The organism is Bacillus sp. FDAARGOS_1420 (genome assembly GCF_019344915.1).
GTDB lineage: Bacteria > Bacillota > Bacilli > Bacillales > Bacillaceae_G > Bacillus_A > Bacillus_A mycoides.
The window spans coordinates 15,575-28,903 of record NZ_JAHWJB010000003.1 but is presented as its reverse complement, the minus strand read 5'-3'; the positions used below and the strand labels follow the sequence as shown (position 1 = coordinate 28,903).

At 32.8% G+C, this 13,329-nt stretch carries 11 protein-coding genes; 7 read left to right on the top strand and 4 right to left on the bottom strand.

Going from position 1 to position 13,329, the window contains the following annotated elements:
- Positions 1-17: 17 nt before the first annotated feature.
- From I6L50_RS29210 to I6L50_RS29200, 3 genes are all read right to left on the bottom strand, one after another.
- The gene (locus tag I6L50_RS29210; protein ID WP_219303780.1) at positions 18-410 is read right to left on the bottom strand and encodes a hypothetical protein; all 393 of its coding nucleotides are present in this window, start codon (positions 408-410) and stop codon (positions 18-20) included.
- A gap of 189 nt (positions 411-599) precedes the next feature.
- A complete protein-coding gene (locus I6L50_RS29205) occupies positions 600-1,883 on the bottom strand; it encodes a replication-relaxation family protein (RefSeq protein ID WP_219303779.1) in 1,284 nt (427 codons plus the stop codon).
- Between the two features lie 476 nt (positions 1,884-2,359).
- Positions 2,360-2,476: a DDE-type integrase/transposase/recombinase gene (locus I6L50_RS29200; protein WP_374108434.1), complete on the bottom strand. Its 117-nt coding sequence runs from the start codon at positions 2,474-2,476 to the stop codon at positions 2,360-2,362.
- A 952-nt stretch (positions 2,477-3,428) separates the two neighbouring features.
- Between I6L50_RS29200 and I6L50_RS29195 the strand changes: the two genes are divergently transcribed.
- On the top strand, positions 3,429-3,842 hold the full coding sequence (locus I6L50_RS29195; RefSeq protein WP_078205620.1) for a hypothetical protein: 414 nt from the start codon (positions 3,429-3,431) through the stop codon (positions 3,840-3,842).
- Positions 3,843-3,856: 14 nt separating this feature from the next.
- Positions 3,857-5,311, top strand: coding sequence for an FtsZ/tubulin family protein (locus I6L50_RS29190; RefSeq protein WP_219303778.1), 1,455 nt, complete (start codon positions 3,857-3,859; stop codon positions 5,309-5,311).
- Positions 5,312-5,345: 34 nt separating this feature from the next.
- On the opposite strand, the gene I6L50_RS29185 is transcribed toward I6L50_RS29190, so the two are convergent.
- Complete coding sequence (locus I6L50_RS29185; RefSeq protein ID WP_002069459.1) at positions 5,346-6,086, bottom strand: MerR family transcriptional regulator; 741 nt, start codon at positions 6,084-6,086, stop codon at positions 5,346-5,348.
- 2,070 nt (positions 6,087-8,156) lie between these two features.
- Between I6L50_RS29185 and I6L50_RS29180 the strand changes: the two genes are divergently transcribed.
- From I6L50_RS29180 to I6L50_RS29160, 5 genes are all read left to right on the top strand, one after another.
- Positions 8,157-9,110: a hypothetical protein gene (locus I6L50_RS29180; protein ID WP_219303777.1), complete on the top strand. Its 954-nt coding sequence runs from the start codon at positions 8,157-8,159 to the stop codon at positions 9,108-9,110.
- A 19-nt stretch (positions 9,111-9,129) separates the two neighbouring features.
- Positions 9,130-10,623: a CpaE/TadZ family protein gene (locus I6L50_RS29175; protein ID WP_219303776.1), complete on the top strand. Its 1,494-nt coding sequence runs from the start codon at positions 9,130-9,132 to the stop codon at positions 10,621-10,623.
- Positions 10,624-10,639: 16 nt separating this feature from the next.
- Complete coding sequence (locus I6L50_RS29170) at positions 10,640-11,089, top strand: hypothetical protein (protein ID WP_002069464.1); 450 nt, start codon at positions 10,640-10,642, stop codon at positions 11,087-11,089.
- A 25-nt stretch (positions 11,090-11,114) separates the two neighbouring features.
- Positions 11,115-11,510 (top strand): DUF4320 family protein, encoded by a 396-nt coding sequence (locus tag I6L50_RS29165; RefSeq protein WP_219303775.1) that lies wholly within the window; start codon positions 11,115-11,117, stop codon positions 11,508-11,510.
- Positions 11,511-11,709: 199 nt separating this feature from the next.
- The gene (locus I6L50_RS29160) at positions 11,710-13,314 is read left to right on the top strand and encodes an S-layer homology domain-containing protein (protein WP_219304039.1); all 1,605 of its coding nucleotides are present in this window, start codon (positions 11,710-11,712) and stop codon (positions 13,312-13,314) included.
- Positions 13,315-13,329 lie beyond the last annotated feature (15 nt).

Sequence of the window (13,329 nt, the reverse complement as noted above, 5' to 3'; positions counted from 1 at the left end):
AAAGGCTCACCTATTCCTTACAGAAACAGCTGAGCTTTATGGCGGAATGTAAAACGATCTTGTAACTCTGGATTAAATCGCTCTTTTGACTTTTCTAGAAAGAACATTGCTGCATCTTCAGTCTGTTTTAAATATAGGTCGATACTAGATTTTTCACAAAGCTTGTCATATTCTTCTTGAGAAAGTACAGCAATATTCACTTCTATTTTCTTAGCAGCTGCAGTTTCAATCAATACGTCGTACCAATAATAATTAGGCTTACCAGGTATTTGAATATCTTGTAGTGAAACGCTGAACTCCGCACCTTCTTCTGTAATATGTTCAAGTACTAGTTCTGGATTTGCTAATGCTTCTCTCACAGAAAGCACTCCCCCATTGGCTGTTGATGCAGTTGTAAATTGCAAATTCATTTTCATTTTCCACCTTTCTCCAAATAAAAAAAGGCAAGCGACACCCACTGTAAAAACAGCGTGTGTCGCTTGCCTTAATTCATATGTTCTGATTTGATTGTAGTTTTAACTATATGTTCAAACGTTATTCTACCACCTTAAATAATGAAAATCAATAAAATTATATAGTGTTATATAAAAAATAATAGATTAATATAACTCAACAAGTTTACGTCTTTTCGGATGAACGTTATTTGCAGTACGTACCATGATCTGTTCATCCATGTCTATATGGATACTTTCATTTTGGATTGATAGCAGTCGTACATTTTCATAAGTGTCCATCAGAAGAATATCTCTGGGCTTTTCACGTTTAGGATAGATAACTACAAGTGGAACACCGTCATCCCCTTCTCTTCTTGAAAACACGACATCATCTAATCTAGCGATCATTCGATAATCATTTTCGTTCCCAAAAACAAAGAAGAAATCTTGTATAACGTCTTTGTCTCGCCTATAAGTTCGACGTAGACCGCCATCTATTGGTTCCTTAAATATTTGTACGTTCTCAACAAATGCATAACGCCATTCAGCATCTCCTACTGTACGTTGAGATAAAGGCACAAGAATATCTTGTTCGAAATTTTGGTTGTCATCTTTTCCAAGAATGATATCTGAAATAACGTCTCCAGCATCTTTAAGTGAGCAGACGTACATATTTAGATTAGGTATTGTCATTAAAAGTTCGTGATACTCCCTCATAGAAAATAATAGATTCTTCATACGTACGTATGGTGGTTCTGCTTCTTCTGCAAGGAACATTGATTTGTCGTACATGACAAAAATAACTGAAACATTGTCCTTCGTTTTTTGAGCATATTCTACATACTTCCCTACTTTTTCAACCAAGGTAGAATTAGTTTCTGTACACATATCCATTTCAATATAGATATTTTTATCTTGATATGAAATGTGTTCATCAGGTATCACCGGTAACTGGCCATCCTCAATTTTCATATTTTTCTTCAGGTAATAAGAGCGGATATCTAATTTATATAATATCCCATTGTTTTGTGTCTTCTCTGTAGTAGCTAGTAGAGTACGAACAAGAACCTCACGTGAACATAAAGTGTGAAGTGAATTTATACGTGAATATCTTTTTTTTGAAGCACCAGATGGGAGCTTCCCTATCTCTTTTAAGAATTCAATTATTTTCTCTTTCAAGGAAAATAAAGCGCGTTTTGTTATACTGTCATCCCTTTTATCTATTTTTTTAGTTAGGATAGCACCATATTGGGAGTATCGATCGAGTTTTGTAAATACGCTTGCTTCTGAACATGCCCTCCCCTCAAATGCACTATATAACGTAGTGATTTGACGTGTTGTAAGGGCTCTTTTGTAATATAAAACTGTAAAAACAAATATGTCTGCTTCTTTTAGATGAAAATATTTTTGGGTACCTGGCCGTTTATATTTATACACTTTTTTAAACACTATATACACCTCGCATGTTAAATTAAACTAAAACTAAATAAGTATCATTTTATATATACTAGTACATCTAAATATTGGTTGTAAAACAAGAAAAAATGAATGAGAGGATTTGTCTTCTATAGATACCTACTCTTGTACTCCAAAGTTGGGATGATAACTTGCTTTATAAATCTGTAGAAAATTATTGATTTAATGGGATTTACGAGATTGTTCTGATTGTTAGGACGGGCTACTGCTAGATACCTAACAAGCATTCAAAAGAAAAATCACTAATAAAGTGATGTTATGCCGCCCTAACAAGACGTAGATAGGAATATTAAGATTTTTATGGATTGAAATTATTCAAGAATTATAAAAAGGATTTTGATAACAAAGAGTGATTTTCTTTCCTCGTTATTAGATTATTAATTTCTTTTTTGTGATTGAGTGTCTACTTCTATTACTGGTTCAGTGCGAGATTCAATTTTTTTTAGGGTTTACCTTTTGTGTTGAATCATCAATTTACTTAGATGAAAATTAATGTTATTTCTTTCTGAATCAACGGCATGGTATAAATACGTCCATGGGCTCTTTACCTTAATATAGATCCCCATTCACTAAACCATAAAACTACATAATAAACTTTGAGATACCGTCTTTTGTTCATATGAAAATAATGGAGTGAAAATGTCAGAACGATCGAAGTAAACTACTCAATCATTTTAAACTACAAAGTGTTTAAAATGATTGAGTAATTTTGTGGATATGAAATTAACAATCTTCCCTAATAGATTTTTAGGAATGACTGAAATTGATAAGAAATTGGATTCACATGCAGCACCCTTGTTTTTACTGCATACACAGTTGTGCGAATTAATAAAAGAGTTTAGTTAAGTGAAGAAATGCATTAACATAACATTAACAATCCCCTTTCTAACAAGAGATGAATCATGTAAAAGCAAATTGTTAATGAAGGGAAAATGAAGTATGAATTTTTATAGAAACTTAATGGAAGCTTTTAATCAATATAAATAGATGAGTGCAATGTTAATTATTAAAATACATAATTTTTCCCTCATTATTATATAAGTGGTACATATAATTCTTATACACACAACTTACATGTACCGCTTACTATGTAGTGTTGATGTGAAATTAATATATATAAGAATGTAATTCGTTGATATATATAGCCTTTAATGTACACTGTATATACAAAGTGTATATATAAAACGCACAAGGTTTTGGATTGATAATTTATAAGTTTTATGTTAATAAAATAGAGCTATTTTTTGATATGTTCATTTCATGTAGTCATGATAGTAAATCAATCCTTGTTAAAATGTGAATTACATGAAGTGTGAGATTGATATATCATATATACACTTTATATATACATCGTATATAAAAACCTATGTAAAATACGGATTTCTTTTATTAAGAGACTTATAAGTTCTATATATAAGTTTTGTATATAAGTTTTATATAGAATGACTTGATATACGACGTATAATGATGTACTATGTTTCTAGGAATAATTAACCAATGCTTTAAGGGGGGGACAACTTGAACGAGGTTTTAAGTGAAAAATATCAAACAATCAAGTTTGCAGATGAAGTAGTAAACATGTTTGCTGATATTCTTGAACAAGACGAGATACTATACAGTGTATTTCTATACATAGGAAACGTAGTAAACAAACAATTTCAAGAGACAACATATATGAGGGGCATATCCATTAATGAAATAGTGGAAAATGTAGTTATAGACAGGAGAGTAAAGAAAACAAAAGGAAAATCTTATTCATTAGAAGTTGAACGTACAAATATATCAAGGCGTTCGGCTGAAATAAGTGTGAGTACATTATCATCAATGTCTTTAATTTATGAAAAGACTATGCACCCATATAAATTTCTAATCTTAACTTATAGAGGACAACAAGTACTTATTGAATTAGGGAAAAGAAAAAAAAGTGAATAAGGAGAGATAAAATAATGGCAAAGAACTTTTTGAAGAATGAAGTAGCAGTTAAAATGACGATGATTGGTTTTGGTCAAGCTGGTACTAGAATGGTAGATAAATTTGCGGAATATAAACATACAGACGGAACAGCAGTATATAACTGCTTAGCGCTAAATAGTAATGATGGGGATCTAGCCGAACTAAAAAATGTACCAAAAAGCAATCAAGTTTCACTTAAATTAGGTGGTTTAGGTAAAAACCCTGAGCGTGCGGTAAAGGTTCTTGATTCAAATGATGACGCAAAAGAAAAATTAAAAGAATTTATAACTGAACGTGTAAGACCATCTGATGAACTTGTTTTGTTTTTTGCAGGACTTGGTGGAGGCACAGGAACTTCTACAATCATTAAGGCCATTGAAGAGTTTTCGGCTTTTCATAATAAGCCAGTAATTAGACAAGAATTACAAAAAGTTGCACAGCAATACCCAATGGCTGAAATAAAAGCAAATCAAGCGAAATTTACGAGAATCGCCTTTGAAAATGCTATTGAACGCAAAGACTTTATAAAAATGGGGATCGTTGTAACACTGCCTGTCCGAGCAGATGGGCCAGATGTATTACGACAAGTAAATAAATTTTCACAGGAGATTTGGAAATTAGCAAATGATAAATCAAAAGGTGTAGCATTTGTAGTATTTGCTGATAACCAGCACTTTTATGATGAATTTAAGGAATTAAATGAAAATGAGAAAAAAGGTATTGCCAATTCGCGAGACTATGCAAATCAACGCATTAGTGAGATTATTCATGAGTTAAATACTGCTGCCAATGGATCTGGTACATCTGTAATACTTGATTCTCAAGACTTTAAACGTATTTTACTTGAGAAAACGGGCTGTTTAGTTATTAATAAGGTTTCACGCAATATGAACCAGATAGAAAATAGCCATGCAATTATAGAGATGTTCCAAGAGTCATTAAGAGGAAGCTCATTCCATCCTCCAATTGATTTGATGAAGAAAAATAACGATGGTTCTGTTGAAGCGTCAAGAGTACATCATTTTGGCATGCTGGCTATCTTAGATGAGCAAAAAAACATTGATGATTCCTTTATGGATGATGCTAAAGTAGAAGTTTCAAATAATCTACCTATAAATGGTACCGTTTTTAACGGGTATTTAGTAAGTAAGAATGATTTCTTAGGAAGTGTATATACGTTCTATAAAACTGATGCATTACCATCAAGGTTATCTAAAGGTTTAGTTGAAGAATTTAATGAGTTTAAAGAAAGACAAAGCCAAATTCAGTACACAAAGTCTCAAATTAGTACAATAGAGAATGTAGATGATGATGACGACTTAGGCTTTGCATTTGGAGATTTTATTGATATGGGTAGTGATGAAGAAAATAAAGATGCTGGAGCAAATGAAGATGATGAATTTGCGGATTTCCTAGATCCAGATAAGATGTTCGGTACTACAAAATAAAGAAAAAGTCTGGATAAAGATCCAGACTTTTTTGTTATTCCACAGTATTCATAAGAGATTTTATATAATCAATAATATTATCCTGTATGTACTGCTCAATGAAGAGTTGTTTTCTACCCAAATCTTCCTCTTTTTTAAACCACCCTACTTTTCTAGTACGCTCTTCTTCAGGTTTACTATTCCACAGGCTTTCTGCCTGTTTTCTTAATTCCTGACGTGCTCTATGCTCAATAATGAAATTATCCAGTCGATCTTGGCGTTGGCGTAATTTTATGGTTTCTACATCTTCTGGTTGTGGTAACTGTTTTAGTATATTTTCAACCCTTTCTTCATAATGAGATTCAATATGTTTTATTTTTTCTTCTAACTGCTTAGTTACCATTTTTTCGATAATTTCTGCTGCGGCTTGAAGGTTTAATTCGGTAGATACTTCATTTGTTTGATTCTCTGGTGAAACTGGTCTTAAATCAAACTGGTGTGGTAAAAGGTCAATAATGGCATCTAAAGACCATTTTTCATCTCTTTTTTGTTTTATAAATAGAGCAATTTCAAGATCTAACGTATTATAGAGTTTTTCGTTTGTGTTTTGGGTTCTTAAAGTTTCGTGAAGCCCTTTTTCCTCTAGAATGTTGAACCAATTATAAACAGTATTATGATGACGCCCGACTAGTTTAGAAAATTCAGTTATTCGCCATGCTTTTTCAAAAACAGTATCATTTAATATGTCATCATCATTAGTTTGATGGTCTTGTGATTCGTTTTTTTGGTCAATCACTGTAACTACCTCCTTAAAAATCAACTCATAAACACCCGATTTGTAATTAACATGTAAACTGAAATTGACATGTTAGGCATTAATTCGGTAATAATCATGTAAATCCCTACCTGTTCAGTAATTGACATGAAATATAAAATCAACATGTAACCGAATGTTTGTTAACAAAACATTAACTGTTAACACGTAATATGCTTGATTTGTTGATACTACTGTTAACTCTAAGTGTCTAAATGGTAATGTTCTATCGATGAAAACACCTATCTTTTATGTTAGTAAGATTAATGATAGTTGCCATGAGATTAACAAATCATGTCACTTAATATTAATGATAAGGAAATATAGGTGTTTTGTAAATAAGTTATAAGGATATAATTAAAGTATACTATGGAAAAACAAGCATACTAAACTAAGGAATTTAAATTATAATGTATAAAAACTAGAGAAAAAGGTAATAATACTACTACATCAGCATTATTTGGTGAATTTAAATGTACTTAGCGATATAGGATCAGAATCAAGATAAATAAACTGTAAGAGTTAATTCCCACTCTACGCTGCCATTAATGTGAAATGTACGAGTATTTTAATATGGTATAGGATACTTGGTTGGATTTGCATAGTTAATTTAATACTGGTAGCTTTTAAATAACTTAAAGACGTTATTTATCTAACATAAAACATCTTGTTTCTGAATAAAGGTGAAAATCATCCGCCCCTGGATCGGATCTCGGGTTTGTGTTGACATTAACATATAACGTGACATTGATATGAAATAAGTTACACAAGAACAGCCCCTATCATTGTTAATGTCTTATCAACTAAAACAACCATAGGCACCTGCTGTATCTATGGTGGTCTTCCATAAAGGGGCACTTTCAACATAGAATGTTCAATAACCGCTTTGATATGAAGGTTAAATATACTAATGCTTCCTTTTGATCATCTAAATAAGTCGATCAATACCTTTTCGGTGTTAATTGATTAATTATGTGTGCAAATAACAAAGTGAATAAAGAGAATGAAATTAACATGTAGACAGGTTAATGAGTGATACTGTTAAGAATATCTATATTATTATCAGTAACATTAACATGAAACTATAATGCTATTAACAAGAGATTGATATTTGAATATGATACTATACTTACTGTTAATTTTGTATCAACTAAAAGGACAACTTGTAAAGGGTTTAGTTTCATAGAGTTAAGAGTGAATTTTGAAGCTCCATCGAAGTAGTGTTTATTTAGGTGAAATATATCAAAAAGATAATTGAGATTTGTTATAGAGGTTATTGATGCACTGAAGTATCTATTGGTTTATAAGTTTTATTATATTTTGTTAGCTTTTAACTCTGGTGCAAGCCTGGGTATGGGCGGGTTCTGTAGGTGCTAGTCATTTAGAAGTGTTTCTTATAAGGTTGCTAACGCTGTTAAATGTCGATATGAAATCAACATTTAACAGCGGGAATTTGATCACATGTTAATGTCAATTGATATGTTAATGTGAATGAGTTCTCTGGAATGAGCTTTAATTGTTTACATAACATTAATATGTGAGTTAATTATGTACTAAGTAGTTTTGTGAATCCGACTGTATATAAAGGTTGCAAGGTTTTGGTGCAAAAACTCTAAAGTTTTTGCAAGTAATCTCCTAAACTTGGATATACTGATAGTGTTACGCTAAAAAAAGTGTGGTTGTTATGGGGAAAGCCCGTTCGGATGGAAATGATAGGAAGTCGAAGGCGTATTATTAAAAGTAAGAGGATATCTACGGTACAACTTCTAATTAAACCAATTATAGGTTTTATTTGAAATATTGTTTTCTTTAGATTAGATACATAAAAAATAAGAAAAATATAAGTGAATATATTAGCATTAGGATTTTTTGAAACTGTTGACTTTTAAAATTCAGAGATGTATTCTAATACATGAACAAAATTCACTAAGAGAAATATACAAATTAATAGATCAATCCTTTAGCTAAACGGACACACCGAAGGCACATAACCTGCCATCGGTGTGTCTTTTTTTATGTATTAATAACATTTGAAAGGGAGAAATCAGAACTATGAATGAAATTGTAAGCATGAGTAAAGAGAGATTTGCAAAGTATTGTGAGGATAATTCAACGTTTGAAGAAAGTATTAGTCGTATCATTAATCATTACTTTTTATTGTTAGGTAACAAAGCTAATATCCTACAAGAAAGGGAGTTTAATAACGAAGTTGAAGAAAAGAAATGTAAGAACAATGTAAAGCGCTTTGAAACTCTATTCCCAGCAGCAGTCAAGAATGCATTTTTAAAAGGATATCAACTATGCCTTGAGTTTGTACATCATCCTGAAACCCACATTCCAGAAGAGCTATATACTGATTCGAATCTTATTAAAGATATTCCTTTTGCTTTAGTAAATGCATCTGAGTTTGAATTATATGAAATCATTCGAACAGATGAAACACAGGAATTTAGTGTATTTGCAATACGAACATTTGAGGGGATTCGTCCATTACTAGAACAAGTATTTTGCGAAATTGCATTTGCTGGCGCTGAATGCGCGTTTGAACACGAACGATTGGAAAAAGGATTGGAACTAGTAAATGGGGATACCACTACTTTAACTAAAGTTCCTGTAGATCGTCTTTTTGCAATTACGCCTTCAGTAAATGGAGTTGTTGTGCATGCGGAAGAACATTGTGAGATTTGGAATCTAACTTGGAATAGCGGAGTAACGATAGACAATCCTTTCATTGAGCTTGCAGAGGTTACATTTATTCATCAAACAAGAGATATGATTCAAAAAAGCATTGAAGATGGTGTTTTATACTACAGAATTCTTTATCTCGATACACCATTAAATGAAATTCAAGATCGACTGGAAATACGAATAAAACTTAATTCTGATTTTGAGGCACCACGATCATTGGAACAAGTTGAAGTGGAGTATATTCTCAATGAGATTTTTGGGAAGATTCATCAACAGGCACAAATTCCAATTGAAAACATGATTTTAATCCAACGCTAAAAGTTAAAGGAGGTCTACCATGATCAAAAAAATTGTATTGGCCATCAGTGATACTGTATATACGGCATATTTACGAGAAGATTTTGTTGGCGCGGGATTTGAAGTGGCTGATAGTGATGTGATGCATATTAAATATCTAGATGAAATTCTAGATACGGAACAACCCGAGATTCTATGTATTAATGACAAACGATTAAATATTGATGCGGGACAGGAAGATAAACGTGAATTAATTATCTTACAGAAGTTAAGGGATATACGTTTTAATCGAGATATTCGTATTGTAGTTTTTACAGAACGTGAAAATGATGATGAGTTTTTGGCGAAACTGATTTATCTAGGTATCTATGACATTTTCAACTCTCGTAGAATTGATATTGATAATAAAGTTATCCCGCAGTTGCTACAGGAGTCGGATATTAAGAATGTAGCCGAGATTGTTGGAGCAAGTCAGGCACCACAACAAACGAAATTACCGGACATTCCTGCTGAGGAAGAAGAGGAAGTGCCAAGTGACTTAGAGGAAGGAAGCAATGATGAACCTGCCTCTAAGTCAAAAATATTTAAAAACAAACAAAAACGTAAGTCTGTACAAGAGGAAACGGTAAAAGCACCAATAATTAAAAAGCAATATAAATTATCGTTTGAACCTGTATATGAGAAGCAGATTGGTATAGCAATTCCAAGGAAAACAATTGTTGTGGCCAGTATGAATAGGAGAAGTGGAGCTACTTTTGTTTCACATCTCCTAGCTGCCTATTTGAATGAACTACAGATTGATGTGAACTATATAGAGAATCTATACGATGAGGGATATACGTATCCACTATTAAAGGGTTATACAGAAGCACCAGAAAATTATCGCAGCGAGTTCATGTTACAGCGCTATAAAGAGATGTTACAGAAGGAATCCGATATATTATCGATTCCAAAGTGGAAGCAAGGAAAGATAAACTTTATCGTAAAGAATCCGATTGTGGACCAAGAATTGAAAAATGAAACAGAGCAGGACTTTGACCATTTTATTAAGGTCTTGTTGGGGAACCAAGAAGCACCTATTTCTATTATTGATGCAGGTAATGACTGGGACAAAGCTTTATACCAAGAGATATGCGAGATGGCGGATTACATATTCTTTGTAGCGGAGCCGGATCTTCATCAAATGCTAAAGATAGCACATCCTCTTACGCAAAAAGAAAGAAAGTTAGTTTCCTACTTAGCATTAGAGAAAACAAAAGTAATTGGGAATAAATTTTCATCATCATTGTTGAAACACGAGGTAGTGGAAGAATGTTTAGGGCATAAGTTATTAGCGGCTATACCACCTTATGGGATTGAGGATGTATTTGAAGCACAGTTGAATAGTAGTACGTTACTATCAAGTCGTAACTATTATAGAGAGTTAGAAGGAATAATGAAGAAGATAGCAGAGTTATTACTACCAAACGAATTGCTGAACCAGAAGAAAAGCTCTATATTAAGTGGATTTCGTTTCCGAAAGATCGAAAATTAAGAAGGGATGATATAAAATGCAAAAATTTATTGTAGCTGCAAGTACGTTGCTATTATTTGTTGGATGCCTTTTCTTTGTTACGGATATGGTGATTGGGGATACAACACATACTGATAATAAATCTTCTTTAGAAAGAGGGGGCGAGATAGCTCTATCTAAGGCTGTAAAAGTAGGTACTCTCCGTGCAGAGGAAGAGATAGCAGTTGACCGAGAAGTAGCAGAAAAAGAATTTGAAAAAGCATATAACAGTAATGCAGATTTTAAAGATCCTGCTTCAAAACGTGATTTTTCTGTTCATGTTGTACAGGAAAAACCAGCAATGATCGCTGTTGAAGGTGATGCAGAAGCTGCTAGTTATTTTAAGCAATTTGATGAAAAAAAAGAAACGATAAAGAGTAAAGCAAGAAGTATTATTATCTACGATGCGAATGCAAAAGAAAAACAAATTGGTGGGAATGTAAAATAATAGAAAAAGAGTAGGTGTATAAAGAATGCAAAATACAGTAACTACAGCTCTATTCCTTACACTTTCTTTATTATTAATTAGTCTTCTACCTGAAGGTGTATTGTATGGGATTCAGTTGGTGAAAGCACATAACTTTGCTTCTGATATGGTAGAAAGTGCAGAAAATAAGGGTGGATTTCAATATGATAACAATGGGAAAAGGGTTGATTTAATCCCTGGAATAGAGAAAAAAATGAAAGAAGAAAAGATGGATGGCTGGAAGTATGAGTATACGAAAGGTCGCATAGAGCATGGTCAGCCACTCTCTTTCAAGGTGAATGCAGAACACCATTTCTTCATATTTAAGCTAATTGGAGTAGAAGGTGTAAAGGCTCCGATATGGGCAAGTAAGGATGGAATGGGACAAGTATATTTTAAATAATGAAGGTGAAATCTATAAGATTCTTACTATAAAAGACTATGCTGAAAAGTATAGTTTTTTTACTAGAAAAATATATTTAAAAATAAATATATAAAAATATTTTACAAGCCTATTTTTATATGGTAATATTTTCCGTATAGAACAGCGGTCATAAAAAAATGCTAATCAATTAATTAATATGTTAAAACATCTAGATTTTATGTTCAATTTAGGTACAATAAGAGAATCTATAAAAAAACTAATATATTTGGAGGAACAAACAATGGCTAACAAATTTTTAAAAACAGCAACAGCACTAACAATTATGGGAACATCACTTTTAGGGGCAGGAGCATTTACTGCAAAGGCTGATAACACAGATTCATTAAAATTCAATGATGTTCCAGCAAATCACTGGTCTACTAAAGCAATCTATGATTTAGCAAACCGTAAAGTAGTAGCAGGATACGGAAATGGACAGTTTGGTTTTGGTGACAATGTAACTCGTGGACAAGTTGCTCGTATGATTTATGCATATGTAAAACCAGCGGATGCAGATGCTAGTTTCAAAAATCCATTTACTGATATTAAAGGACACATGTTCGAAAAAGAAATCTTAGCACTTGCTAAAGCAGGTCTTGTAAGTGGTTATGGTGAAGGGAAATATGGTCCGGATGATATTTTAACTCGTGAACAAATGGCACAGGTACTTACAAATGCATTTAAGTTTAAAGCAACTACAAAAACATCATTCACAGACGTTGATAAAAACTCTTGGGCATATAATGCAATTAATGCATTAGAGGAAAATGGTGTTACAGCTGGTACAGGAAGTAATAAGTATTCTCCACAAATGCACGTAACTCGTGAACAATACAGTCAGTTCCTATATAACTCTATTAATGTAATCGAAAAAGAAACAAAACCTGAAACGAAACCAGAAGAAAAACCGGAAGTGAAGCCAGACCCGAAACCTGAAACAAAACCAGAAGAAAAACCAGAAGTGAAGCCAGACCCGAAACCTGAAACAAAACCAGAAGAAAAACCAGAAGTGAAGCCAGACCCGAAACCTGAAACAAAACCAGAAGAAAAACCAGAAGTGAAGCCAGATCCAAAGCCTGAAACGAAACCAGAAGAAAAACCAGAAGTGAAGCCAGATCCAAAACCTGAAACAAAACCAGAAGAAAAACCAGAAGTGAAGCCAGATCCAAAACCTGAAACGAAACCAGAAGAAAAACCAGAAGTGAAGCCAGATCCAAAACCTGAAACGAAACCAGAAGAAAAACCAGAAGTGAAGCCAGAAACAAAGCCTGAGACAAAACCAGAAGAGAAACCAGAAACAAAGCCTGAAGTCCAATTGCCTACAGGAATGGATTCAAATTTAGTGACAGAGAATGTAGAATATTACCCTGAAGCAGTAGAAAAAATGCCAGTTGTAAAGCAACAAGTTTCGAATGAAGCACAAAGAATAATAAAAGAGATTAATGGAAGATTCGGTACAAATTTAAAGTATAGTGAGATTAGTAATGATGTATCTTTACTAGATAAAAACATGTATCTTCCTGCAGGTACTATTGGAGCGCAATTTGTTGTTCAATCAGATAATGAAGGGAATTATAAAATTATATTCTTAGATAACAACAAAGCTACAGTATCTTTAACTAAAGAGTGGACAAAATTATTAAGTGGTTTGAATTTAGATAATGAATTACAGGAAGCAATAGATACACAAAAAACGAAAGTACTTGAGAAAGAGAATCATAAAATCCGAATTGCACACTCAACTGCGGAACATATGATGTATGTTGAAGTAGAAAAGAAATAAAATTGCTATTATGCG